At 42.6% G+C, this 25,376-nt stretch carries 20 protein-coding genes; 8 read left to right on the forward strand and 12 right to left on the reverse strand.

Features of this window, described 5'->3' with window-relative positions; translation table 11 throughout:
* Window positions 1-49: 49 nt before the first annotated feature.
* Window positions 50-724, reverse strand: a complete 675-nt coding sequence (locus VRK28_RS05710) for a winged helix-turn-helix domain-containing protein (protein WP_274168820.1) — start codon at window positions 722-724, stop codon at window positions 50-52.
* Window positions 725-984: 260 nt separating this feature from the next.
* Window positions 985-2,976 carry a transketolase gene (gene tkt / locus VRK28_RS05715; RefSeq protein WP_054560913.1) on the reverse strand — a complete coding sequence of 664 codons (1,992 nt, stop codon included), beginning with the start codon at window positions 2,974-2,976 and terminating at the stop codon, window positions 985-987.
* A 266-nt stretch (window positions 2,977-3,242) separates the two neighbouring features.
* Between tkt and metK the strand changes: the two genes are divergently transcribed.
* Window positions 3,243-4,394: a methionine adenosyltransferase gene (metK, locus tag VRK28_RS05720; RefSeq protein WP_054551125.1), complete on the forward strand. Its 1,152-nt coding sequence runs from the start codon at window positions 3,243-3,245 to the stop codon at window positions 4,392-4,394.
* Between the two features lie 52 nt (window positions 4,395-4,446).
* Here the strand turns inward: metK and VRK28_RS05725 are convergent, their stop codons facing one another.
* The 3 genes from VRK28_RS05725 to VRK28_RS05735 form a co-directional block, all read right to left on the reverse strand.
* Window positions 4,447-4,851 (reverse strand): diacylglycerol kinase, encoded by a 405-nt coding sequence (locus tag VRK28_RS05725; RefSeq protein WP_063529953.1) that lies wholly within the window; start codon window positions 4,849-4,851, stop codon window positions 4,447-4,449.
* A 79-nt stretch (window positions 4,852-4,930) separates the two neighbouring features.
* Entirely contained in the window at window positions 4,931-5,539 is a 609-nt protein-coding gene (locus VRK28_RS05730; protein WP_332393614.1) for an START domain-containing protein, read from the reverse strand.
* 37 nt (window positions 5,540-5,576) lie between these two features.
* Window positions 5,577-7,097, reverse strand: a complete 1,521-nt coding sequence (locus VRK28_RS05735; protein WP_063529951.1) for a CYTH and CHAD domain-containing protein — start codon at window positions 7,095-7,097, stop codon at window positions 5,577-5,579.
* Window positions 7,098-7,310: 213 nt separating this feature from the next.
* On the opposite strand from VRK28_RS05735, the gene VRK28_RS05740 reads away from it, so the two are divergent.
* Window positions 7,311-7,910 (forward strand): TIGR04211 family SH3 domain-containing protein, encoded by a 600-nt coding sequence (locus VRK28_RS05740; protein ID WP_054560918.1) that lies wholly within the window; start codon window positions 7,311-7,313, stop codon window positions 7,908-7,910.
* 48 nt (window positions 7,911-7,958) lie between these two features.
* On the opposite strand, the gene VRK28_RS05745 is transcribed toward VRK28_RS05740, so the two are convergent.
* Window positions 7,959-8,441: a winged helix-turn-helix transcriptional regulator gene (locus tag VRK28_RS05745; protein ID WP_054551119.1), complete on the reverse strand. Its 483-nt coding sequence runs from the start codon at window positions 8,439-8,441 to the stop codon at window positions 7,959-7,961.
* A 166-nt stretch (window positions 8,442-8,607) separates the two neighbouring features.
* On the opposite strand from VRK28_RS05745, the gene putA reads away from it, so the two are divergent.
* Together putA and VRK28_RS05755 are read left to right on the forward strand one after the other, a co-directional pair.
* Window positions 8,608-12,411: a bifunctional proline dehydrogenase/L-glutamate gamma-semialdehyde dehydrogenase PutA gene (gene putA, locus VRK28_RS05750; RefSeq protein ID WP_062566400.1), complete on the forward strand. Its 3,804-nt coding sequence runs from the start codon at window positions 8,608-8,610 to the stop codon at window positions 12,409-12,411.
* 160 nt (window positions 12,412-12,571) lie between these two features.
* Window positions 12,572-13,780 carry an HD-GYP domain-containing protein gene (locus tag VRK28_RS05755; RefSeq protein ID WP_062566401.1) on the forward strand — a complete coding sequence of 403 codons (1,209 nt, stop codon included), beginning with the start codon at window positions 12,572-12,574 and terminating at the stop codon, window positions 13,778-13,780.
* Window positions 13,781-13,798: 18 nt separating this feature from the next.
* Here the strand turns inward: VRK28_RS05755 and VRK28_RS05760 are convergent, their stop codons facing one another.
* Window positions 13,799-14,851 carry a general secretion pathway protein GspB gene (locus VRK28_RS05760; RefSeq protein WP_062566402.1) on the reverse strand — a complete coding sequence of 351 codons (1,053 nt, stop codon included), beginning with the start codon at window positions 14,849-14,851 and terminating at the stop codon, window positions 13,799-13,801.
* Window positions 14,852-14,864: 13 nt separating this feature from the next.
* Entirely contained in the window at window positions 14,865-15,782 is a 918-nt protein-coding gene (locus VRK28_RS05765) for an ExeA family protein (protein WP_062566403.1), read from the reverse strand.
* A gap of 125 nt (window positions 15,783-15,907) precedes the next feature.
* Here VRK28_RS05765 and VRK28_RS05770 point away from each other — a divergent pair, with 125 nt between their 5' ends.
* Entirely contained in the window at window positions 15,908-17,017 is a 1,110-nt protein-coding gene (locus VRK28_RS05770) for a tRNA nucleotidyltransferase (protein WP_062566404.1), read from the forward strand.
* Here VRK28_RS05770 and VRK28_RS05775 read toward each other — a convergent pair.
* The 4 genes from VRK28_RS05775 to VRK28_RS05790 form a co-directional block, all read right to left on the reverse strand.
* A complete protein-coding gene (locus VRK28_RS05775) occupies window positions 17,005-17,526 on the reverse strand; it encodes an Lcl C-terminal domain-containing protein (protein ID WP_062566405.1) in 522 nt (173 codons plus the stop codon). The two genes, VRK28_RS05770 and VRK28_RS05775, sit on opposite strands and share 13 nt — an antisense overlap.
* Before the next feature lies 1 nt (window position 17,527).
* On the reverse strand, window positions 17,528-19,204 hold the full coding sequence (locus VRK28_RS05780; protein ID WP_062566406.1) for an Lcl C-terminal domain-containing protein: 1,677 nt from the start codon (window positions 19,202-19,204) through the stop codon (window positions 17,528-17,530).
* An 83-nt stretch (window positions 19,205-19,287) separates the two neighbouring features.
* Window positions 19,288-19,620: a hypothetical protein gene (locus VRK28_RS05785; RefSeq protein ID WP_062566407.1), complete on the reverse strand. Its 333-nt coding sequence runs from the start codon at window positions 19,618-19,620 to the stop codon at window positions 19,288-19,290.
* Window positions 19,621-19,653: 33 nt separating this feature from the next.
* The gene (locus tag VRK28_RS05790) at window positions 19,654-20,361 is read right to left on the reverse strand and encodes a DUF2982 domain-containing protein (protein WP_062566408.1); all 708 of its coding nucleotides are present in this window, start codon (window positions 20,359-20,361) and stop codon (window positions 19,654-19,656) included.
* A 241-nt stretch (window positions 20,362-20,602) separates the two neighbouring features.
* On the opposite strand from VRK28_RS05790, the gene VRK28_RS05795 reads away from it, so the two are divergent.
* The 3 genes from VRK28_RS05795 to msrA all read left to right on the forward strand — a co-directional run bounded on the left by VRK28_RS05795 (window position 20,603) and on the right by msrA (window position 25,374).
* Complete coding sequence (locus VRK28_RS05795; protein ID WP_062566594.1) at window positions 20,603-21,655, forward strand: efflux RND transporter periplasmic adaptor subunit; 1,053 nt, start codon at window positions 20,603-20,605, stop codon at window positions 21,653-21,655.
* A gap of 2 nt (window positions 21,656-21,657) precedes the next feature.
* The gene (locus VRK28_RS05800) at window positions 21,658-24,756 is read left to right on the forward strand and encodes an efflux RND transporter permease subunit (RefSeq protein ID WP_062566409.1); all 3,099 of its coding nucleotides are present in this window, start codon (window positions 21,658-21,660) and stop codon (window positions 24,754-24,756) included.
* Window positions 24,757-24,840: 84 nt separating this feature from the next.
* Window positions 24,841-25,374: a peptide-methionine (S)-S-oxide reductase MsrA gene (gene msrA, locus VRK28_RS05805; RefSeq protein WP_054560929.1), complete on the forward strand. Its 534-nt coding sequence runs from the start codon at window positions 24,841-24,843 to the stop codon at window positions 25,372-25,374.
* Window positions 25,375-25,376: the final 2 nt, after the last annotated feature.

Consider the following 25,376-nt stretch of genomic DNA (forward strand, 5'->3'; position numbering starts at 1 on the left):
AAAGTTATAACTATAATCACACCAATAACAATACCTATAAATCAAAAAGTTAGCTAAAAACTTCAGCTATAAATTGATACCCTCTTTTCATCTGGGACTTTATATATTTAGGGTTTTTTGTATCAGTATCTGAAAAGGCATTTCGCAACTTACTAATTACTCGGCGAATAGCAGTGTCGGTGACTATTTGATTTTGCCAAACATTGCTGTGTAGCTCTTCTAAGCTGACGACTCTAGGTTGCTGCTCTATTAAATAGCTAAGTACTTGCATCATTTTTGGTTCTAAATAAGTTACTTGCTCATCTTTTGAAATGCTTTTTTCTTCGTAATTAAATGTATATTCACCGATCATCAAAGTGCTTTGGTCTGAAAGAGAAAAGTTTTTTTCCTCTACTTCTTGAGTATCTTCTTGCTCACTTTTTCTCAATACTTTTTTATAATTTCTACTAATTAACTTAAAGCTGTAAGTCACTAAAAGAACAATTGGGCTAAGTGGTAGAGAGAGAATAAAAAGTAAAGATAGTAAGTAAGCATTAACCTTACTTTTTACTAATAACTGCCCAAAGAAAACAACCGCAAGCACCCATAAAATAAATGGTAAATCGATACTAATACTTTCAAGATCGTCTCCACAAACACCCACTCGAAAAAACGGCATATCAAAACATAAAGCAAAGCTATTAAAACTAGCTAACAGTAAAGCCAGCATATACAACCATTTCATTTTCATTCCTTAAATATTACTTTGACTGGACGATAATATAGCAAAAAGCCCCTATTAACTAATCTCTTACAACACATTAGGAAAGCTTAACAATTTGCATGATGTGATAATTGAAGAGGGTTCTTTAGCACATCACGAGGAGTGAGGTTTATAGTGAATGTGTTGGGTTTCACTCCGTTCTACCCAACCTACCAGTCAAACACAAAAAAACCCGCGCTGTGGTTTTACAGGGCGGGCTTTTAAATTTTAGCGACTAAAGCTTAGAACAAGGCGTTTGCTTTGTTTACGATGTTTTCAACAGTGAAACCAAAGTGCTTGAATAACTCGCCTGCAGGTGCTGACTCACCGAAGGTCGTCATACCAACTACTGCGCCGTTTAGACCTACATATTTGTACCAGTAGTCTGCGATGCCCGCTTCGATTGCAACGCGACGTGTAACGCTTGCTGGTAGTACGCTTTCTTTATACGCAGCGTCTTGCTCATCAAATAAGTCAGTTGAAGGCATAGATACCACGCGTACTTTTTTACCTTGTGAACGAAGTTCTGCAGCAGCATCTTGTGCAAGCTGTACTTCAGAGCCTGTTGCAATAAGGATAAGCTCTGGCTCACCGTCACAGCTAAGTACGTAACCACCTTTTTTCACATCTGCTAACTGCTGTGCAGTACGCGTTTGTTGCTCAAGGCCTTGGCGAGTGAAAATCAGTGATGTTGGGCCATCTTTACGCTCAATTGCTTGTTGCCATGCAATCGCTGACTCAACTTGGTCACATGGGCGCCAGTTAACTAGGTTAGGCGTCAAACGCATGCTTGCGATTTGTTCTACAGGTTGGTGCGTTGGACCATCTTCACCTAGACCAATTGAATCGTGCGTGTAAACGAAGATGCTTGGCTGCTTCATTAATGCTGCCATACGTACTGCATTGCGTGCGTATTCCATGAACATTAAGAAGGTAGCACCGTAAGGAATAAAGCCTTTATGCAGTGCAATACCATTCATAATCGCTGACATACCAAATTCACGTACACCGTAGAAAATGTAGTTACCGCTAGCATCGTTAGCTTCTAGGCCTTTTGAGCCATCCCAAAGTGTTAAGTTAGAACCCGCAAGGTCAGCAGAGCCACCCATGAATTCTGGTAGTAACGGACCAAACGCGTTTAATGCATTTTGTGATGCTTTACGTGTTGCTGGGTTTGCTGGGTTTGCTTGTAGCTCTTCGATGTAAGCTTGTGACTTTTCAGCCCAATCAGCTGGTAACTCACCATTTGTACGGCGTTTAAATTCAGCAGCAAGTTCAGGGTGTGCACTTGCGTATGCTGCAAACTTTTCATCCCAGCTTGCTTCTAGTTGCTTACCTTTTTCTTTGCCATCCCACTCGCTGTAGATATCAGCTGGGATTTCAAATGCATCGCCAGTCCAACCTAGGAACTCACGAGATGCTTTGATTTCGTCTTCACCTAGTGGTGCACCGTGACAGTCATGGCTACCTGACTTGTTAGGTGAACCGTAACCAATCACTGTTTTACAACAGATTAATGATGGCTTATCAGTGATGCTACGCGCTTCTTCGATAGCGGCGCGAATTGCATCAGGGTTATGACCATCAACATCGCTTACTACGTGCCAGCCGTATGCTTTGAAGCGCGCTGGTGTGTCATCGCTGAACCAACCTTCTACTTCACCATCAATTGAGATGCCGTTGTCATCCCAAAACGCAACTAGTTTACCTAGGCCTAATGTACCGGCTAATGAACAGGCTTCGTGTGAAATACCTTCCATTAAACAGCCATCGCCCATGAATGCATACGTGAAGTGATCAACAATATCGTGACCTTCACGGTTAAACTGTGCAGCTAGCGCTTTTTCGGCAATTGCCATGCCCACTGCATTTGTGATCCCTTGACCTAATGGACCCGTAGTAGTCTCAATACCTGGTGCATACCCATACTCTGGGTGACCTGGTGTTTTTGAGTGCATTTGACGGAAGTTTTTAATTTCCTCTAGTGGTAAGTCATAGCCACTTAAGTGCAGTAGAGAATAGATCAGCATTGAACCGTGGCCGTTAGAAAGAATAAATCGATCTCGGTCTGCCCACTCTGGATTCGTTGGATTGTGCTTTAGATAATCGCGCCATAGTACTTCTGCGATATCTGCCATGCCCATAGGGGCGCCAGGGTGACCAGATTTGGCCTGTTGTACTGCGTCCATTGATAAGACGCGAATAGCATTTGCAAGTTCTTTGCGTGATGGCATGAATTCTCCTACCTTTATGTATTTGCGCTGGTTGTTTATGAAGCCCCATTCTTACTTATTGTAAGGGTACAGTGCAATTAAAAATCCGCATTAAATGCACCAATTATGGGCGTTTGTTAAGAACAATACGTTATTAGTAATTTTAAATAGACGTCTAGGCGTAAAATTACTATGCAAACATATTTGTTTTAGATAAAATACGCCCCTTAATTTTTTAGCGCTATTACCGACGTTTGTGAAGCGCAATATTTGTGAGCAGAAATACAATGGCAAAACATTTATTTACTTCTGAATCTGTTTCTGAAGGTCATCCGGATAAAATCGCGGACCAAATCTCTGACGCGGTTCTAGATGCTATCCTTGAGCAAGATTCTCATGCCCGTGTTGCATGTGAGACTTACGTTAAGACTGGTATGGTGATGGTTGGTGGTGAAATCACAACTAGCGCTTGGGTTGATATCGAAGAAATCACACGTAAAACAGTACGTGAAATCGGTTACACGCACTCAGACATGGGCTTCGATGCTGACTCTTGTGCAATCCTAAACACTATCGGTAAACAATCTCCAGACATCAACCAAGGTGTTGACCGTGCTCGCCCTGAAGAGCAAGGCGCTGGTGACCAAGGTCTAATGTTCGGTTACGCATGTAATGAAACTGACGTTTTAATGCCTGCACCAATCACTTACTCACACCGTCTAGTTCAGCGTCAAGCTGAAGTTCGTAAAAGCGGTGAGCTTAACTGGTTACGCCCAGATGCAAAATCTCAAGTAACGTTTGCATACGAAAATGGCAAGCCTGTTGGTATTGATGCCGTTGTTCTTTCAACTCAACACTGTGATTCAATCTCACAAAACGACTTAGTTGAAGCGGTAATGGAAACTATCATTAAGCCGGTTCTTCCTGCCGAGCTAATCTCTAGCGCAACTAAGTTCTTCATCAACCCAACTGGCCGTTTCGTTATCGGTGGCCCAATGGGTGACTGTGGTCTTACAGGTCGTAAAATCATCGTTGATACATACGGTGGTATGGCTCGTCACGGTGGTGGTGCTTTCTCTGGTAAAGATCCATCAAAAGTTGACCGTTCAGCTGCATATGCTGCTCGTTACGTTGCTAAAAACGTGGTTGCTGCTGGCCTTGCTGACAAATGTGAGCTACAAGTTTCTTACGCTATCGGTGTTGCAGAGCCAACATCTATCAGCATCGAGACATTTGGTACAGGTAAATTAGAAGAAGCGCGTCTAATTGAATTAGTACGTGAGCACTTCGACCTACGCCCTTACGGCTTAATCCAAATGCTTGATCTTGAGCGTCCTATCTATCAACCGACTGCGGCATACGGACACTTCGGTCGTGATGAGTTCCCTTGGGAGCGTACAGACAAAGCAGACGCACTTCGCGCAGCTGCTGGCCTGTAATAGGTTAGATAAAATGAAAAAAGCGCCGTTTGGCGCTTTTTTTGTGTCTGATTTATAAGTAACTCACTATCTTTTCGTAAACTGCGACACCCCAAACTAAGGCTAGAATTAGCAAACTCAATGTCACTGCCGCAGAAGCCATATCTTTAGCTCGTCCCGATAATACATGATACTCAATCCCTACTCGGTCAGTGAGCGCTTCTATCGACGAGTTCAGTAACTCAACAATTAACAATAATAAGTAAGGAATAAACAACACTAACCAATGATTTAATGACTGCGCAAGAACCACTGACAAGGGTAATAAACACACCCCTAGATAGATTTCAGAGCGAAATGCCGACTCTTCTTTAAATGCCGCTTTAAAGCCTTTAATAGAACACTTGGTTGCTTTTAAAATACGCCCAAAGCCAATACCATTTGGCTTATTAACTAGGGGAATTTTTGGTTCTTTCATTTTTTACCTACCCGCTCAGAATTAGCCCGATCATAATGATAAATTCTTACTCTGTCACCCAAATACGCTTGATTAAACGCTAGCAATCACCTGGAATACTGCTGGTGTTTGCGCGGGAAAACTGATTGTTAGTTAATTGTTCTCTCAGTGCTTGTAGCGTTTTATAAACACTTTTTAGCGAAACCTTGTTACTTAACCAATGCGGAATGGAACCTCCAGGATCTGCGTAGGCTTGATGGCTGACCAACAAATTACTTTGTTGCTGTTCTAAACGCCAATAAGCGGTGAGGTCTTTAATACGCACAACGCCAGAGACTTCGGCTTTTGCATAAGGTTGGCTTTTGATTTGTAACTCGGTTTTGTGCTCATCTAAAGCGCGATAACAAGAGTAACTTACTAAATCTCGGTCTGACACCGGCCAAGGCGAGTTAAAGTGGGTATAAACAAGGGTTTCTGAAGGGCTTAAGCGCTCCATTAAGGTCACGCTTTTGACATTTTCGAGCCAGTTTGCGGCGTTGTCGGTATCACTGAGCAATGCCATAAAGTCACTGGCTTTGGCATTTTTCACCAGCACAGAAGCATTAATTTCAATAATACCGGTTTCATGCTTTTTATAGCTAACGGTGATGTCGTCTTGCTGTTTGTAAGTTTGCCATTCAATAGGGTTAGCTACTGCCGAGAGACTCAAACATACTAACCCTATCCATAGGCACAAGTGCATTTATTTAAAACCAATAAGGGTCTGTATTAAATGACGCGTGGCGACTTTGCTCCATCGCACTGACCAGAAACTCTGACTTTTGATCAAGCCATGATTGAATTTTGGTCAGCTCTAAGTCGTCTTGTCCTGCGCATAACTGCTTTAAGTACTCAAGGGTGCTTAACTCATAAATACCATGAGAGATATCAACCCACGGCATACGGAACTCATTTCTGTCTTCTTTATCGAACAAAGCGCCTAAGCAATTGCCGCTGAGTAATGAGTTTTCAAGGCGGGTGCGCAGTGCCAAATAGTCTTTATCGGTAAACACTTGCTGCTCAGGAATAAGCTCGTGCATGTCGTGCCAATCTTTAGCAAATAAACGCTTAGCAATATCGGCAACTGGTTTTTCTGCTGCCTGAAACTCAGCTTGCCCCCATGATTTGCGCCACTGTTTTTCAATTAACCAGGTTGTTAATTGTAATAATAAGCGGTTGTATCGAGTGCTATGAAAAAGAGTTTCAATATCTTCAATGCTGGGCTGAAGCTCTTTTAAGTCATTAATAACTTGAGTGAGCTCAGGCGCACTGTTGATTTTTTTGTAGTACGCGTGGCGCTTAGATGTGTAAGTTTTTAGCTGAATAGCATTTTCAACCCACGCTAATTCGCTCAATAACCACTTTAACTCTGTACGCAATGAGTCGGTATCGTCTTTACTAACAATATCGTCAAACAGCCAAAATGTATGGCGAATTAAACGAATACCGTCTGTGACACGCTTAAGGGTTTTTAAGCTTGGTTTTATGAAATAGCAGGCTTCATGTTTTTGTACAAAGCGAATCGCGTAGTTAATGCTTTCTACTAAAGCTTGTTCTTGGGTTGCACCACGTTTTAGTGGCACAAAGCCAATTGATTTGCTTGCTTTTAATGGTTTGTCATCTGCAAGACGATAACCTCGAGCAGCTTTAGAATAAAGCCCTAAGCGAACATGGCTTTCACTAACCAATTTATCTGCCAGTGCAAATAACTCATTGCGACTGCCTTCAATCAGTTCGATTTCAAGTTCAGAGATTGGCTCAACCTGACCCGACGCAGCAACTTCACCTTTATCTAATACCACTTCAATTTTTGCGCCATTTTCGGTTTCGAGTAACCAAGTACGGCGTATAAAGTTAGTGCTAAAAATTGGGTATAGGTTTTCTGCAATACCAGACACTTGCATGCCATGCGGCCAAATAGCAGCATCAAATGCGAGTAAATCAGGGCGGTTACCTGACAGTGGTAAGTTGTATTCTGGGCGCTGATGTAAGCCGCCAACCACTTCGCCAGCAAGCTTGATAGTTTGTTCACACTCACCATCGCAACAGCGAGTACGAAGGCCAATATCTAAAGCGCGTAATTCTCGGCTTGGCGTATCGTAATAAGCATTTTGTAAATTGCGTGACGGTTTGTTAGTAACGGTTTTTGCAAATTGGGTAATTAATGCGGGGATCAGTGGAACAACGGCATCTGACACCAAAAACTTCAGTTCTATCTCAGTATCCATTCGCTTTGCGGAGTACATTTAAAATAAATAAGTGATCAAAATAAACAAAGCAGACTGTTAATGCAAATTTTTTCCTGTTTTTTACGGTTAAGCTCACGCACGGATTACAATATCAGCCTTGCTATTAATAGTTGAAATCCCTACTATCTCTATACATAAAGAAATTATAAATTTAGCCACTTCTAGGCAAGATCACATTAACAAGGTAGATTGATGTTAAAACAGTGTATTTTTGGGTTGCTCCTTGCGGCCACCTCTTTTATTAGCTACGCAGAAGAAGCACCAAGCAGCGACAGCCAAAACACCGCATACATAGTCGATAACCTGTATACCTTTATGCACTCAGGCCCAAGCAAAAACTACCGCATTTTGGGTTCAGTTGATGCTGGTACGCAAGTTGTGTTGTTGTCAGGTGAAGATAATGGCTACTTTAAAATTCGTGATGATAAAGATCGTGAAGGTTGGGTAGAGTCAAAATTTGTTACTGAAAACGCGGGTATTCAACAACAGTTTCAAGCGCTGAATAACGACATGACGGTCATGCAAGAGCAGCTTCGCCAAGCTGAAATTGAACTGCCACAACTTCAAGAGCAGAACAAATCACTTACAGAGCAAAACCTAGCTCTTAGCAAGCAAATCGAAACACTTAAGAACACCATTGAGTCTGAGCGCAATGCAAAGCAAACAGCCAGTGCTAAAGAGAAGCGTCAGCTACTTACATATGGCGGAGCAATTGCATTTATCGGCTTACTGTTAGGTATTATCTTAACCGTGGTGTTATCTCGCCGTAAACGTTACGACGGCTGGGCATAAGCCACTAAATAGTCAATAAAAAAGCACCTGATGGTGCTTTTTTTGTATCTATATATCGAACCTTAGTCCGGTATCTTGTTTAATTTTTTCGATCACCATATAGGTGTGATGCGTACCTACCCCTGGGATATCAACTAAATCCCCCAGCACTTGGCGGTATTCATCCATATCAGACACCCGTACTTTTAATAAGTAGTCATAGCCACCAGCAACCATGTCGCATTCAACCACTTGTGGAATATTTAAAATATATTCACGAAAGACTTTAAATACCGATGTATTCGAGGTCACTAACGATACCTGCACATGTGCTAACAAGCTCTGGTTAAGCTTTGCTTCGCTAAGCTTTGCGTAATAGCCTTCGATGTAGCCTTCTTGCTCTAAACGTTTTACACGATCTAGACACGGGCTTGGGCTCAGATTTACCTGTTTTGCGAGGTTTACGTTCGATATTCTGCCATTTTTTTGCAGAGCGTCTAAAATTGCTAAATCGATGCGATCTAACATGCGTAATCTATTCGGACTGGTCATAACAGAATTTTATGCGGCTAAGTTAACGGTATGCCCTGTAAATTATCGTAAATCGAAAAATTTAACCAGCATATTCTGCTGGATTTTAATTAGAATGCACGAATTATATCAATGGTAAGAAATGCAATAAGTTCATTTCTAGACTCCACATACCAGAGGGTTACATATGCTATTTAATGGCGATTTGACAACTGAATGTCCAATTAGACAAAAGATCCGTGATTTCTACCGTATTGACGAAAATGCGGTTATTGATCATATTTTGCCTTTGGCTGAAGTAGGCGTGAAAGCGCGTAGCCGAGCGTGGGAACGTGCTCGTCAAATGGTTTTAAATATCCGTCGCGATCAGGATGGTCAAAGCGGTGTAGATGCACTATTAAATGAATTCTCACTTTCAAGTGAGGAAGGCGTTGTATTAATGTGTCTTGCAGAAGCACTATTACGTGTTCCAGATAAAGCAACGCAAGAATCACTAATTCGTGACAAACTTGCTAAAGGTGACTGGAGCTCGCATTTAGGTAGCAGCGATTCTTTATTTGTAAACGCCTCTTCTTGGGGTCTGTTAGTAACCGGTAAAATGGTTAACTACAGCGACAAGTCAAAAGAGCAGCAATTCGGTGTTCTTAAGAAAACAATTGGTCGTTTAGGTGAGCCTGTTATTCGTAAATCTGTGAACTTTGCGATGAAGATCATGGGTAAGCAATTCGTTATGGGTCGTACTATCGACGAAGCAATTGAACGTGCAGCCGATAAAGAGCAAAAAGGCTACGTATACTCATACGATATGCTAGGTGAAGGCGCACGCACAATGAAAGATGCAGAGCGTTACTTCAACAGCTACATGACAGCTATCCACGCGATTGGTAAAGCAGCAAATGGCCGTGGTCCAATCAAGAGCCCTGGTATCTCAGTTAAAATTTCTGCGATTCACCCACGTTATGAATTCACACATCGTGAACGTGTTATTGCTGAAATCGTACCTAAGTTAAAAGAACTTGCGCTTGCAGCGAAAAGCTACGATATCGGCTTTACTGTTGATGCTGAAGAAGCTGACCGTTTAGATATCTCTTTAGATGTTATTGAAGCGGTATTCAGTGATGACGATTTAGGTAACTGGAACGGCTTTGGTTTAGCAGTTCAAGCATACCAAAAGCGCGCTATTTTTGTCGTTGAGTGGGTTGCAGAGCTAGCTCGTCGCGTTGGTCGTAAACTAATGGTTCGCCTTGTAAAAGGTGCATACTGGGATACAGAAATCAAAACCACTCAACAAGATGGTTTAGATCATTACCCGGTATTTACACGTAAAGCGACCACTGACGTTTCTTACAAAGCTTGTGCAATTAAGCTTCTAGAAGCACGTGATGTACTGTACCCGCAATTTGCTACACACAACGCCTACACTGCAGCAACAATCTTAGAAGTTGCAAAAGGTGATAACGAAGGTTTTGAATTCCAACGCCTACACGGTATGGGTGAGTCGTTATTCGACCAAATCGTAACCCAAGAGAAAATTCAATGTCGTGTTTACGCACCAGTGGGTCAACACGAAGACTTACTTGCCTACTTAGTACGTCGTTTATTAGAAAACGGTGCTAACTCGTCATTCGTTAATGCGATTGTTGATACGACTAAGCCTGTTGAATCACTATTACCTGACCCTGTAGAAACACTGCAAGGTTTACGTAACAAGTACAACACGCAAATTAAGATGCCTATTGATTTATACGGTGAAGAACGTGCTAACTCAAAAGGCATGGACTTAACTGATATCAATGTAATCACACCATTTAAAGAAAACCTTGATACCTGGTTTGCTGAGCACCGCATTGAATTAAGCGATGTGCCAGAAGGCTCTCTTCCTGTGAAGAACCCTGCAAATCACAAAGAGATCATTGGTCATGTGAAACTACAATCTTCTGACGAAATGACTGCTCTTTTAGAAAATGCAGAAAAAGCATTTGAGTCATGGTCACAAACGCCAGTAAAAGAGCGCGCAAACTTATTACGTCGTGTTGCTGACATCTTAGAGCGTCATCACGATGAGTTAGTGGCACTATGTATCAAAGAAGCAGGTAAAGTAACTCAAGATGGTATCGATGAAGTTCGTGAAGCAGTGGATTTCTGCCGCTACTACGCTGCACGCGCTGAGGAACTTTCTGAAGATGAGCGCTTCGAAGCACGTGGTGTGATCTTATGTATCAGCCCATGGAACTTCCCACTTGCAATCTTCTTAGGTCAAGTAGCTGCAGCAATCGTGACAGGTAACACAGTTATTGCGAAACCAGCTGAGCAAACAAGCTTAATCGCACTTCGTACCATTGAACTTATGCTATCTGTAGGCTTACCAGAGCACGTTGTACAACCTGTTATTGCTCGTGGTAGCGAAGTAGGTAAAACCATCGTTCCTGATGAGCGTATTCAAGCTGTTATGTTCACAGGTTCTACAGAAACAGGTACTGTTATTTCGCAAACACTTGCTGCGCGTAATGATATTCAAGTACCACTTATTGCTGAAACTGGTGGTCAAAACTGTATGATCGTTGACTCAACCGCTCTACCAGAGCAAGTTGTTGACGATGTGATCAGTTCAGGTTTCCAAAGTGCTGGTCAACGCTGTTCTGCACTGCGTGTATTATTCTTACAAGAAGACGTTGCTGATGGCATCATTGAGATGATCAAAGGTGCTTTAAAAGAGCTTCACGTTGGCGACCCGTCATTGCTTTCAACTGATATCGGTCCTGTTATCGACGAAAAAGCACTGAAAAATTTAAATGACCATGTTGAATACTTAAAAGGTAATGCAACACTTCACTATGAGTGTGCTATTCCTGATAACAATGAAAATGGTGCTTACTTCTTCGCGCCTCGTTTATACGAAATCAAAGATTTATCTGTACTTAAGCGCGAAGTATTTGGCCCATGTGTACATATCATCCGCTTTAAAGGTACAGAGCTTGATAACGTGATTGACCAAATCAATGGCACAGGCTTTGGCTTAACTATGGGTGTGCATTCGCGTATCGAAGAGCGCTGTGAATACCTAGCGAAAATGTCACGTGCAGGTAACGTTTACATCAACCGTAATATGATCGGTGCGATTGTTGGCGTACAACCTTTCGGTGGCCGTGGTTTATCTGGTACTGGTCCTAAAGCGGGTGGCCCTAACTACCTACAACGTCTAGTGAAAGAAAAAGCATCACCAGATAACGTACAAATGACTAATCTAACACCTGATGAGTTAGATACTCACCACTATTCAGGTGCAGCTGAGCAGGTTGCTACGCTAATGGATAACTCATTACGCGACGAGAAAATCTGGCGTGCGACACCACTGAACGACCGAGTTTCTGCCGTACGTCAATTACTTGCAAAAGTAGCGACTGTAGAAATTATCGACGAGCTTGCAGATGATTTAGCATTAACGCTAGCTGATGCCCGTGCGCAACTTAACCGTCTTGAAAAACACATGCGTAAGCACACTGTGTTACCTGGACCAACGGGTGAGTCAAACACACTTCACTTAGAGCCTCGTGGCTGTGTGGTTTGTTATGCTGATAAGAGTACGTCATTTAACTTCTGGGCAATTTCGATTATCACAGCACTTGCTGCTGGTAACACAGTAATCACTGTTGCTTCTGAGTTATTCTTTGACGAAGCAGTTGCATTCAGAGACAAGTTTATCTCAACAGGTATCGCTGAAGGTGTATTCCAAGTAGCTAAACCTAATCAGTTACAAGCTATCTTGGCGCACCCTCACCTTGCAGGTGCGGTTGTTGCTGCTCGTTCATCACGCTTAGGCTACTTTAGCCAGCAGCTAGCACAACGTAAAGGTGCGATTCTGCCTGTGATCAGCTCTGAGTACTACGACACGCTAATCAAGCGCTTACTCACTGAGAAAACAATCAGTGTTGATACAACCGCATCAGGTGGTAACACATCACTAATGACCTTAGTTGAAGACGACGAGTAATCGTATAAGTTAAAGGAAATTAAACTTTCCTGAGCTAATTAAAAGCCCTCGCATTTGCGGGGGCTTTTGATTTTACAGATACCTTTTTACTATTCTTGTTTACCGAGCTACAAATTTTCTGCTAGTTTTATAGTAATGTATTCGACTAGAAGTAAAGGCTTTGAAAACACTCCCTATCAATCAACTAAAGCCCGGCATGTTTGTCCAAAGTGTGACAAAACAAACAGGCAAGATCCGTATAAAAAACCAAGGTTGGGTAAAAACACAGGGAAGTATAGATAAGCTGATCAAGGCTGGCATATTAGAAATAGCTATCGACCCAGACAAAACACTGACCTTAGACAGTGAGAATAAAGTGGTTGAGCAGCAACATAATCCGCAACCTGTTGGCGAGACGACCGCATTCGATCCTTGGCACACCACTCACAGTGTGTCGGCAGAAATGGGCAAAGCAAACAGCTTATATAACGAAGCAAGGTCATTACAAAGCAAAGCCTTTGACGATATCCGCGATGGCAACAAAATTGATATAGCCCCTTTTAAAGAACTCGCAAGTGGCTTTATTGATTCGGTTTTTCGTAACCAAGATGCGCTTGCCTGTATCACTCGTATGCGTGAAAAAGATGCTTACCTACTTGAGCATTCTATCAATGTATCAATTTTGATGAGTATTTTTGCTAAGCACTTAGGTATTGAAAAAGCCATTATTGAAGAGCTTGCGACCGGTGCTTTACTTCACGATATTGGCAAGATCAATATTCCCGATGAGATACTCAATAAGCCTGGCAAATTAACCGACGAAGAGTACCAAGTAATTCAAGACCATGCTCGTTTCAGTAAAGAAATTTTAGAGCAAGCAGGCTTGAGCGGGATTGCTGTAGATATAGCTGGCTTCCATCACGAACGTTTAGATGGCAGTGGCTACCCGTTTGGTAAAAGTGGTGACGAGATAAGCTTATATGTACGTATGGCTTCGATTGTTGATGTGTATGATGCATTGACCGCTGAGCGGGTTTACAAAGCAGGCATGGAGCCAATTAAGGCGTTTAAGATACTTAAAGATGGCTGCCCAGATAGCTTTGACGGAGACCTAGTCACTAAGTTTATTCAGTGCATAGGTGTTCACCCAGTCGGCACCTTAGTGAAACTTGAAAGCCAAAAATTAGGTGTGGTCACTCACAGTAACCCTACTAGTCCTTTAAAACCTCAAGTTAAAGTGTTTTATAACGCTAAACATGCACGCTATACCGAAGTGCAAGATATTGATTTGGCTAACAGCCGTTGCCACGATAGCTTAGAATCAGCAGTCAGGCCGAGAGACTTTAACATCGACCTGATCCGCTTTTTTAAGAGTGCTATTTTACCTTAGCCCTAAAATAAAGGCTGGCTACTCAGGCCAGTCTTGTAATGCTTTTAAAGTAAACTCATAGCCATCGTAGCTTAATAAGCTCTGCTCTGGAGTGATTTCAATGACTGATAACACGCCGATGTTATCGCCTTCGTATAACTCACGACCATTTAACTTAATCCAGCGCTTCGATGTTTCTGAAGCATAAATATGCGCTTGGTATTTAATGGTAGGAATGAGACTTTGTAATGCATCAGGCAAGAGCTCAATTGGCTCTGCATAAGACGTATTTTTAGTGCTACGGGTAATATCAACACTGTGTTTGTTATCAACATCTTCAACCGCTTTAGCAAAAGCATCTTTCAATGTATCTGGTACATCTTTAAGCTCATCATTTGTTGATGGTTGAGAAGCTGGTTGAGTTGGCTGACCATTAAGTGGCTTGCCGAGCACCTTGTATTTACTTAAATCAATGCCATTACTGCTCATTTGCTGCGGATTGATTTGTTGCATTGGCTGCGAAAACTGTGGCTGTGATTGATACACTGGCTGATTTTGATACACAGCTTGTTGCTGGTACTGAGGTTGTACTTGATAACCTTGATTTGCATACACAGGGGCTGAATTTACCGGAACTTGCACCCACTGATATTGCTGACCTTGCACTGGCACCTGCTGCATCATTTGTTGTGGTACAGATTGTTGCACTTGCCCTTGTTGCATCGTTGTTACTTGGGCTGGGTTATTGGTCGCTTGCGGGGTTTGGCTTTGCGCTACTTGCTGTTGCTTAGCGGGTTGCTGTGTTTCAGGACTTACCTGAGCCTCAGTGGCAACGCTTTCTGTGGTTTCATTGCTGTTATTAACAAGCTTTGGCTGCTCAGCAGCAGGTTTAGTTTGCTGTAACCATTTACCAATCGAAAATCCTGCCATAAGCGTCAATATTGCCGCCAGTAATAGCCCAAATGAAAAAGCTAAGCGTCGATACCGTGTTAATTCTTGCTGTTGTTTGAGCGCAAGTGCGGCTTGGTCATGATCAACGGCAGTTTGTGCGTGCTGATCTGATTGTTTAATTGCATCTAGTAATAATGACATAAATGAACACTCGTTATATTAGGTAGGATAAACCAATACCCATTCCTAATACGGCTAAAAATGAAACTGGGTAAAGCCAAACATAACTCGGCTCTTTATTTGCTACAGCAACAGGAGTGCTGGTTGGCGGCAGTGCTTCTGCGGCTGAGCGCATCACAAGTTCGCTGTCGATACTCAATTTTTGCTGTGAAAATGCCCCCACTAAACAGCGCTCACATAATAAATTGATCAATCTTGGTACGCCTTGAGTAACCTGATAAATCGCTTTTAACGCATCCCCTGAGAACAATGCTTGCTCTGTGCCCGCTTTAAATAAACGGTGCTTAACATAGGCAAACACTTGTCCTTCAGTGAGTGGTAATAAGTGATAACGCGCAGTAATACGCTGGGCAAGTTGTCTTAATTCAGTGCGTTTTAGTAGTTCTTGAAGCTCAGGTTGCCCTACTAATACAATTTGCAGCAGCTTTTTATGATCTGTTTCGATATTGGTTAACAAGCGCAGCTGCTCTAGCACATCAGGTGCGAGTAATTGTGCTTCATCAATAATTAAGATGGTGTGACCGCCCGCTTGATTGTTTGCCTCAAGGTGCTTTTTAATCACATCAGTAAGGGTCTTCAGAGTCGCATTAGTACAGTCGTACTCAATCTTTAATTCATCACAAATACTGGCAAGCAGTTCAAGTTGTGACAAAGCCGGATTATGAATTTGTGCCACTTGGGTGTTTTCAGGTAACTGCTCTTGCAGACTTCTTGTTAGTGTTGTTTTACCTGTACCCACTTCGCCTGTTAACAAAACGAAGCCACCCGCTTCACCTAATCCATAGGTAAGGTGCGCTAACGCCTCTTTATGGCGCTCACTAAGAAATAAATACTCAGGATTTGGGGCAATCGAAAAGGGTTTTTCTGACAAGCCAAAATAGCTTAAATACACCGTGTTATTCCTTGCGTTTAAAATCACGGTCTATAATGGCAAAAAACATCGCTACTTAAAACCTTGTTTACATTTTATTGGCTAAATAACGTAAAATAGCGAAAAGGCAAAATTATAGGTGTTTTATGCAGGTTTATTTAGTCGGTGGCGCAGTCAGAGACGCCCTACTTGGTCGTGACGTTAAAGAGCGCGACTATGTGGTAGTTGGTGCAACGCCTGAGCAACTGATCAGCCAAGGCTATCAACAAGTTGGTAAAGATTTTCCGGTATTTTTACACCCACAAAGTAAAGAAGAATATGCGCTAGCGCGCACCGAGCGAAAACAAGGCCAAGGTTATACCGGCTTCATTTGTGATTTCGCGCCTGATGTCACATTAGAGCAAGACTTAATACGTCGAGATCTCACCGTAAATGCCATTGCTCAAGCCCAAGATGGCAGCTTAGTCGACCCATTTTCTGGTCAGCAGGATCTTGAAAATCGTGTATTACGTCATGTCTCCGATGCCTTTAGTGAAGACCCTTTGCGCATATTGCGAGTAGCCCGTTTTGCTGCTCGTTATCATTACCTAGGCTTTACTATCGCCCCAGAAACCCAGTCACTATTAACCGAGATGGTTAAAGCCGGTGAACTGAGCACCCTCACAGCTGAGCGCGTTTGGTTAGAATGCGAAAAATCCCTCAGTGATGGCGCATTTAGCGAGTTTTTAAATGTACTTGATAGTATTGGCGGCCTGCATGTAATTAGCCCTGAGCTTGAAAGTAAATGGTGTGATGAGCTTTACCGTACTTTACAAGCTCGCTTTGCCTATGCGAATAAACTGCAAGTTAGTGACACTGCGTTGTTATTTAGCCAAGTTACCTTAGCGCTTTCAAGCGACGAGATAAAAGCGATGGCTAGCAAGATACGCTTACCTAATGAAGTGCGCGATTTAGCGCTATTTAGCCAAACACATCAAACAACGTTAAGTGCAGAAAAACCATCTAGCGAGGCCGTTTTTGCTTGCTTTAACCAACTTGATTTATGGCGTCGCCCTGAACGTTTTGAGCAAGTTTTAAAGGTGTTAGAGATAAGTCAACAACAGCCAGTAACCCGCTATGACTCTTTAGTAAATGCAGCCACGCAAGCACGAGCAGTCAGCCCGCAACAGTTTATTGCACAAGGTATTAAAGGCGCAGAAATAAAAACCGCGCTTGAGCAAGCGCGGTTAGAGATTATTAAAGGCTACTTTTCGTAGCGCACTAAACGCAAATAAACATCGGACGTTTTTGCGTGAAGGCTGTTGATGCCTTTATCAAATTGATACACCCAAGCTAGATCAGTGCGACTGATCCCTGAAGTGCTACTCCAGTAGTTTTGCAGCTTAGTCGATAAAAATGCGTTTTCGTTAATGCTAGGCTGCACACAACTATGCTCTAAAATACTTGCTAACTCTTTAACATTTGGTACATGCCAATCGCTGTAATCAGCAAAGGTTGCATTTTCAGCCCCGCGTAAAGCTTCGCCCCAAGTAAGTTGCTGGCTCGTGCCCTCGCAAGTATCCGTGTCACTATCATAACTTTGACCAAACGTACAACGTTGCCACATAAGACCCGTTTCGCTATCACTTACTGTACCATCTTCGTTTATTACAAAACGGCTATCAGGGGTCGTCTCTGTGACGGCGCTGTAACATACTTGCGCAGCAGCAAAACCCGATTGCAGAGCAATACCGGTAATTACTGTGATTAAAGGTAACTTTCGCATATTACTCTCCCGGCGTTCTAACTAAGCGCACAAAGGCGGTATTACTTTTTGGATATGCTAAGTCATTAGCACTACTCATATCGATAATATAAGCTTGCGATAAACTCGTACCATCTGCCGCTGTTTGCGAAGTCCAATAAGGCATAAATGAGCTGCTATCACTGCTTAGCTGAATATCACTTGGTTGATTTGGGAAGAAATCACTATTAAGTAACGTAGACTCACCTTGCTTGGCATAATCTAATAACCCTAATAACTCGGTGTAAGTTGGCACACGCCAATTTGTACCACCGCAAAAATCGTTGCTGTTCACATCATTAATGTAAGTTTGCAGGCCACAGTCACTGGTGCTTGGGCAAGTAGAGCTCGCAGCCCCTTGCACACTACCCGTTTGCACACCACTTGAACCATTTAAATACCAGGTATAATGGTTTGTTGCTGCACGATCGGCTGTCGACGGTGGTAATGTTGAACTGGCTTCTTTTACTTCCCAAATAAGCCCCGTGACGTTATCGCGAACACAACTAAAGCTGGTCGCATCATCTGGGAGTTCGTCGGCATATTCGTTCATTTTAGTAAAATCAAACGCTAAGTCGCCCTGACCTACTTTATCTAGTTGGTTTGCGACACTATCACGACCTACATCGGCGTCTTGGCTTGGGAAGTCTTCGCTGTCACAATTAATTTTTTGTGAGTTGTTATAGCAATCACTCATGCCTGTATCGTTAATTAAACCAAGTGGTTTTGGACTAATATCGATAATCACAGTATCTGTGTCGCTTCGCGATTTACTGTCGGTCACGGTAACTTCAAAGCTCAGCTCTGAATCGGTATCAACATCAGGGGCTACAAACGTCGTGATACACTGGTTCTGGTTTGCCAAGGTCACAGTTTCGCCTGTTAATTGCTCCCAAAAACATGACTTTGTTGCCGTCACAATTTCACTATTGCTGGCATCAAGGGTTACAGTATCAAATTCAATAATCTGTTGATCTTCACCTGCATCCGCAATAATAACTTCAACGGTTTTGTTTAAGGTAAACGACGCCTCAGTGCTTGCTGAGCCACCTTCATCATCCGTTACAGTTAAACGCCATGTCATCGCTGTATTCGATTCAAGTAGTGGGTGAGTAAAGCTAATGGTTTGATTGTTGTAGCTGTCAGCCGTTAAATCAGGGCCATCAAGTTGAGTCCACAAGTAACTGTCAACTGAGCCATTTTCATCGATATCAGCAGACTCTTCGCCACTTAATGTGATCACATCACTATATTGTGATGGTAACTCTTCAGGAGCTGTTTGCGTGATCACTGCAACTGGCAGTTGATTATTTGATGTAATAAAAATACTGACTTGATCGGAAACAAGTTGCCCATCGGTTTGATAATTCACTTTTAAAACAAGTTCAGAGTCGAGTTTAATATCAGGCGCGGTAATGGTTTGTTCAGCGCCCTCTGCAGGGAACCCTTCTAGTGCGGGGCCACTGACTCGTTCCCAAGTAAAGGTGCCATCAGCTGGTGAGCCTTGGGCAGAGACAGTAAATTCACTTTTTTCAATAATTTGCTGATCTGAGCCTGCATTAACTGTTGCTGCGATTGTATTCGAATCACTCGAACCGCCACCGCCGCCACAGGCTGTTAATGTCGTTAATGCAACTAGGGTAAGAGGCACTAATCTCATGTTTACCACCTTAAAATGCAAAGTCGGTCATGGCCGACTGCCAAATAAGCTAATAACAAGCAATTAAAGTGCCAGAGTCGGGGTTATAAATAACTTTCTTGATGAATACGTACGAAGAGCTTAGTGCCTATTTTACTGTAATCAACTTTGTACTCTCTGCCATCTAAGGCTTGGATAAACAACAAACGCTTTTCTTCTGCAAATACATCTGGGCTTGATACATACACCATCTCTAAGTAGCGCTCTTTGGCTTCACGACGGTTTTTTGGCAGGTCTTCTTTAAACGGCTCTAAACCATTTTGAGTAACTTTAATGCGTGGGTGGTTCTCACCATTCACAATCACTAAGTCGAGTTTTTTATCTTTATGTATAATTGTGTTTCGACCGCTTTTAATAAAAGAACGTTCTTGACTCATAGCCTTTTCCTACTACTTACTGCCACCTATAGCTTACTTTTTCAGTAAGCGAGTCTCTATAAACTCACTAGGATTCAGTTTCCAACGATTCAAATCAGCACTAAATTGCCAAATATCAACATCAAGTACATTGGCAGGCAATAATAAGTCGTATCCTGTCAACTGCCTTAAATGCTGCGTACGATTGGCAAACATGGCAATCAATCCTTTGTAAAGCTGACCACTTGGGGCAGTGTAGTCCGTCTCTTCTATTAACCATTTTGATGGGCAATCACCATTTTTGCAATGTTTTTGAATAACTTGCATAAATAGATGACGCTGCTCTATTAGTAATCGTCCGGCAATTCTTGGGTGAATCTGTGTTAAAAATTCATCTATGTTATTGAGTTTAATACCAACTGCATTTAACTCAAGGTATTCTAAGCCCTGTTCCACTTTTGGTATACCACTATGATGAAAATTAGCATGATTTAGCTGCCAATTCCCAACTTTGTGATGATAAATAAGTAAATTCTGAGTAAATGTTAGGCTAAAGTATGGTTCTTGAGTTTTTAAAAAGCCAATAAAAATTGCCGCTATGCAGGTTGTGGCTAAAAAAATCTCAACAATGCTAATTTCACCGGGCCTCAATAGGTTAACTAGCATAATAATGATTAACCCAATACCGCCCACAATTAAAAACTCACTGCCATGGCGGGATGCTTGTGCGCGCACTCTAAGTGCAGGAGGTTTCTTATCCATAAACAGAAAAGTAAAAAATAAACATCACAATTGTGACCAAAACTATCTTTCTAAGCGTTAAACAATAATTACATTTTGGCTCTTTACCCATACTAAAACCTCTCTTTTAGTCACAATAAAGGAACAAATTAGCCGAACTTTTAACTTTTACGCCAAATGCACAAATTTATGAGATACCTGACATACGGGGCACGTACTAATTTTGTACACTACACTCAACTAATTTTCTGGTAACACGATGATGTATTCTACACAATCTGGTAAAGCACTTTTTCCTTTTATTATTACCCTTTTGCTAGGGTTATGTATTTATTTGTATTTACCTTCAAGCCAAGGTGAGCAAAGCAACTTTGGCGACAGAGCAACGCAGGTGACAGCACACACTGTTACAGCCGAAGAAAATGCGGTGCTAATAGAAGCAATTGGTAGTGCTCGTGCTAACCAAGCGATTTATATTCGCAGTGCACAAAACGATTATGTTACCGATATCTTTTTCAATGATGGCGACTTAGTTAGTAAAGGTCAAAAGCTAGTTCAATTGCAATCTCAAGAAGAAGAGTTAGCAGTAAAAGAGTTAAGCATTAATTTACGTGAAGAACGCCGTCAACTTGAACGCCTTACTGAGCTATCTCGCTCACAGGCTACGGCTAAATCGTTACTAGAAGAGCAGCTATCTCGCGTAGACGCAACCGAAGCACAACTTGAAAGCGCTAAAACAAAACTTGCCGAAATGACGATTAAAGCACCGTTTTCTGGCTTACTTGGCAAGCGCGAAATTTCAATTGGTACTTATGTTAGCAATACTACAAACATCACCACCCTTGATGATATCAGCATCATTAAAGTCGACTTTAAAGTACCAGAAAAATACCTAGCGCAGTTACAGCTAGGAATGAAAGTGATGACCCAAAACGATGCTTACCCAGATAGAACCTTTAACGGTAAAGTGACGCATATTAGCTCGCGTATCGATTCAGTCACTCGTAGCGTTGAAGTGACTGCAAGCTTTATCAATGAAAAAGGCCTTTTACGCCCAGGTATGCTGTTAAACACCGCACTAGAGTTAAGCTCAAACCAAGCGCTAATGGTGCCAGAGAAAGCCGTCATTCCTCAGCAAGACAAACACTACGTGTTCCAAATTGAAGGTGGCGTTGCTAACAAAGTCGAAGTACATGTGGCGGGTCGTCACAATGGCTGGGTAGCTATTGATAAAGGCCTTGAAAATGGTCAGCAAGTCGTGACTGAAGGCATCATTAAAATCCGTACTGGCAGCAAAGTAAGTATCAAGGGCTAAACATGAAAATTACTGATACTAGTGTTAAACGCCCGGTCTTTGCTATCGTAATAAACCTGTTGTTACTTACCTTTGGTTTAGTGGCATTTTCTATGCTGCCACTGCGCGAATACCCAGATATTGAAACACCGATTGTCAGCGTTAGCACTGATTACACAGGTGCCAGCGCAGAGATTATTGAAACGAAAATCACCCAAGTACTCGAAAACCGCATTTCGGGTATCGAAGGCATTAAAAGTATTAACTCATCAAGCCGAAATGGTCGCTCAAATATCACCATTGAGTTTAATATCAGCCGCGATATCGATGCCGCATCAAACGATGTACGCGAACGTGTAGCCCGTGCCCTTGATAGCTTACCGGAGCAAGTTCGCCCACCAGAGGTCTCTAAGTCAAATAGTGATGAAAGCCCAATTGCCTGGTTTGTACTAAACAGTACCACTATGGATTCATTGCAGTTATCTGATTACGCACAGCGCTTTATTGTTGACCGATTAGCCGTTGTTGATGGTGTCTCTAACGTACGCGTTGGTGGCGAGCGTAAATACGCAATGAAAATCTGGTTAAACCGTAAAGCGATGGCAGCACGCGGTATTACCAGTAGCGATATTGAAAACACCTTACGCACTGAAAACGTTGAATTACCTGCCGGTGAAATCGAATCTATCGACCGTGATTTTACAGTACGTACCGCGCGTAGTTATAAAGATCAGCGAGACTTTCGAAACCTAGTAATCAAACGTGGCGATGATGGCTATTTAGTACGTTTAGGTGAAGTGGCTGATGTTCACTTAGAAGCTGCTGACGACGAAAGCTTATTCCGTGGCAATGGCCGTAATATGATTGGTTTGGGTATTGTAAAACAAGCCAAAGCCAATACCCTAACCGTGGTTGATAATGCCCGCGCAGAGCTTGAAAAAATTAAGCGTAACCTGCCAGAAGGCACCACCATTCAAGACAGCTATGACTCATCTATTTTCATCAAAGAGTCTATTGATGAAGTTTATAGAACCCTTGGGATTTCAATGGCGCTAGTTGTCTTGGTTATTTACCTATTTTTAGGCAATATCCGCGCAACCCTAGTACCTGCTGTAACCGTACCAGTGGCGTTAGTAGGCAGCTTTATGTTCTTGCTGGCTATGGGTTACTCAATCAACTTGTTAACTCTTCTGGCACTCGTGCTTGCTATCGGTTTAGTGGTAGATGATGCGATTGTAATGCTTGAGAATATTCATCGTCGTATAGAGTTGGGTGAGCCGCCACTGCTTGCTGCATTCCGTGGTGCCCGTGAAGTTGGCTTTGCGATTATTGCCACTACCCTCGTATTGATTGCGGTATTCGTGCCACTAGTGTTTATGGATGGCCGTATTGGTGCCCTCTTTACCGAATTTGCGATGGCAGTAAGTGCCGCGGTGTTCTTCTCGAGTATTACGGCGTTAACGCTTTCTCCGGCGCTTTGTTCTAAAGTGTTAAAAGCTTCAGAAAAAGAGAGTAAATTTAGCCAGTGGATGGATAGAACCTTCGCCAAAATCGAAAACGCCTATCGTAACTCTCTGGCTTCAAATATGGGCCGTAAGTGGAGCTTACTACTGACTATGATTTTGGCCGGTGTTGCCAGCTTTATGCTGTTTCAAAAAGTGCCTTCAGAGCTTACTCCAAAAGAAGACCGCGGTACTTTCTTTATCATGATGAGTGGCCCAGAGGGCGCAAGTTATGAAAATAACGCTGCAAACATGGCTAAAATTGAAGAGCGTTTAATGCCTTACTCTGAGTCTGGTGAATTGAGCCGAGTGCTTGTTCGTGTTCCGGGCTGGGGCGGCCAAGGTGGTGTTGCTATCATTGGTATGGCCGACTGGGATAAGCGTAAGCGCTCAACCTGGGAAGTGATGGACGAAATCAGCGGTAAAATGACTGAAGTGACTGATGTGCGTGCGTTTGCCATTATGCGCCGTGGTATTGGTGGCGGCGGTTCATCTCGTCCGATTGAATTTGTACTGCAAGGTAACGATTACGACCAGCTAGCCGATTGGCGAGACCGTATTATTAAGCGTGCTGAGAAAAACCCAGGCTTGGTAAGAATTGACCACGATTACAAAGAAACATTCCCGCAGTTTTTAATCAACATTGATAAAAACAAAGCCGCTGATTTAGGGGTTTCTGTATCGGATGTGGGTCGCACGCTAGAAACCATGTTAGGGCAACGCCGCGTAACGACCTTTATCGACCGCGGTGAAGAATACGATGTGATTTTAAAAGGCACCAAAGAAGACTTTGCTAACCCAACTGATATCTCAAATATCTATTTAAAATCACGTAGTGGCGAATTAGTGCCGCTTGATAGCTTAATTAGCTTAAAAGAAGAAGCCACTGCATCGCGTTTAAACCGTTATAACCGTATGCGCGCAATTACGTTAAGTGCGAACTTAGCAGATGGTTATACCCTAGAAGAAGCGCTTAACTTCTTAAATCAAGTTGCAGCAGAAGAAAACGACATCGACGGTGCAATTGACTACAAGGGTGAATCGCAGCTGTTCTATGAAGGTGCATCGGCGATGACCTATGTATTCATACTGGCACTGACAGTTACCTTCTTAGTACTTGCAGCCCAGTTTGAAAGCTTTATTCACCCATTTGTGATCATGCTTACTGTGCCACTTGGTTTAGTGGGTGCGTTATTTGGCTTGTGGTACACCGGACTTACTCTAAATATTTACAGCCAAATTGGTATCGTAATGCTGATAGGCTTGAGTGCGAAAAACGGTATCTTGATTGTTGAGTTTGCAAATCAGCTGCGCGATAAAGGCGTTGAGTTTAACGAAGCGATTAGCCAAGCGGCAACGCAGCGTTTACGCCCAATTATTATGACCTCATTGACCACAGTAATGAGCTCGGTACCGCTAGTACTTGCAAGTGGCCCAGGTGCAGAAAGTCGCATGGTAATTGGTGTGGTGGTATTTACAGGTGTTATTGTTGCAACCTTACTGACCTTATTCGTAGTACCTGCAGCATACAGCGCACTTGCTCGAAATACCCAGTCGCCTGAGTACTTGCAGAGCAAGTTAGAACAACAAGCAAAAGACAAGCCGTTAGAAGAAATTTAAACAAGCTTGAGCTTTAACAAAACGCCGTCTTTACGGCGTTTTGTTTTTTCGGCTATAGTCAGCAAAACGGTAAGGGAGTGAAATATGGATAACAACATACAAATAGCCACTTTTGGCGGCGGCTGCTTTTGGTGTATTGATGCCGCATTTAGACGCGTAAAAGGCGTGCTTAATGTCAGCTCTGGCTATGCCGGCGGTGAGATTGAAAACCCAAGTTATCAGCAAATTTGTACTGGCTTAACGGGTCACGCTGAAGTTGTTCAGCTCGATTTTGACAGCAGTATTGTAAGCTATAACACCCTACTTGAAATGTTCTTCACTTTACACGATGCCACACAGTTAAACCGCCAAGGTAATGATGTCGGCACCCAGTATCGAAGTGTTATTTACTATCATGATGAAAAGCAAAAAGCAGAATCTCAAGCCATGATTGATGCCTTACAAAAGCAAATTCGTGAGCCGATTGTCACCGAGCTTAGCCCGCTTACAAACTTTTACCCTGCAGAGCAGTACCATCAAGACTATTACAATGAAAACCCAAATCAAGGTTATTGCAGTATTCTGATTGCCCCTAAGCTTGCAAAGTTCGAACAGTATTACGCAGATAAACTAAAATGAAA

The sequence above is a fragment of the Pseudoalteromonas sp. P80D2 genome, assembly GCF_036680945.1.
GTDB classification, from domain to species: Bacteria; Pseudomonadota; Gammaproteobacteria; order Enterobacterales; family Alteromonadaceae; genus Pseudoalteromonas; species Pseudoalteromonas shioyasakiensis.

Excerpts from the sequence above, each read along its gene's own strand:
- VRK28_RS05710 (WP_274168820.1), bottom strand. The coding sequence starts at position 724 with ATGAAATGGTTGTATATGCTGGCTTTACTGTTAGCTAGTTTTAATAGC.
- tkt (WP_054560913.1), bottom strand. The coding sequence starts at position 2,976 with ATGCCATCACGCAAAGAACTTGCAAATGCTATTCGCGTCTTATCAATG.
- metK (WP_054551125.1), top strand. The coding sequence starts at position 3,243 with ATGGCAAAACATTTATTTACTTCTGAATCTGTTTCTGAAGGTCATCCG.
- VRK28_RS05725 (WP_063529953.1), bottom strand. The coding sequence starts at position 4,851 with ATGAAAGAACCAAAAATTCCCCTAGTTAATAAGCCAAATGGTATTGGC.
- VRK28_RS05735 (WP_063529951.1), bottom strand. The coding sequence starts at position 7,097 with ATGGATACTGAGATAGAACTGAAGTTTTTGGTGTCAGATGCCGTTGTT.
- VRK28_RS05740 (WP_054560918.1), top strand. The coding sequence starts at position 7,311 with ATGTTAAAACAGTGTATTTTTGGGTTGCTCCTTGCGGCCACCTCTTTT.
- VRK28_RS05745 (WP_054551119.1), bottom strand. The coding sequence starts at position 8,441 with ATGACCAGTCCGAATAGATTACGCATGTTAGATCGCATCGATTTAGCA.
- putA (WP_062566400.1), top strand. The coding sequence starts at position 8,608 with ATGCTATTTAATGGCGATTTGACAACTGAATGTCCAATTAGACAAAAG.
- VRK28_RS05760 (WP_062566402.1), bottom strand. The coding sequence starts at position 14,851 with ATGTCATTATTACTAGATGCAATTAAACAATCAGATCAGCACGCACAA.
- VRK28_RS05770 (WP_062566404.1), top strand. The coding sequence starts at position 15,908 with ATGCAGGTTTATTTAGTCGGTGGCGCAGTCAGAGACGCCCTACTTGGT.
- VRK28_RS05775 (WP_062566405.1), bottom strand. The coding sequence starts at position 17,526 with ATGCGAAAGTTACCTTTAATCACAGTAATTACCGGTATTGCTCTGCAA.
- VRK28_RS05780 (WP_062566406.1), bottom strand. The coding sequence starts at position 19,204 with ATGAGATTAGTGCCTCTTACCCTAGTTGCATTAACGACATTAACAGCC.
- VRK28_RS05785 (WP_062566407.1), bottom strand. The coding sequence starts at position 19,620 with ATGAGTCAAGAACGTTCTTTTATTAAAAGCGGTCGAAACACAATTATA.
- VRK28_RS05790 (WP_062566408.1), bottom strand. The coding sequence starts at position 20,361 with ATGGATAAGAAACCTCCTGCACTTAGAGTGCGCGCACAAGCATCCCGC.
- VRK28_RS05795 (WP_062566594.1), top strand. The coding sequence starts at position 20,603 with ATGTATTCTACACAATCTGGTAAAGCACTTTTTCCTTTTATTATTACC.
- VRK28_RS05800 (WP_062566409.1), top strand. The coding sequence starts at position 21,658 with ATGAAAATTACTGATACTAGTGTTAAACGCCCGGTCTTTGCTATCGTA.
- msrA (WP_054560929.1), top strand. The coding sequence starts at position 24,841 with ATGGATAACAACATACAAATAGCCACTTTTGGCGGCGGCTGCTTTTGG.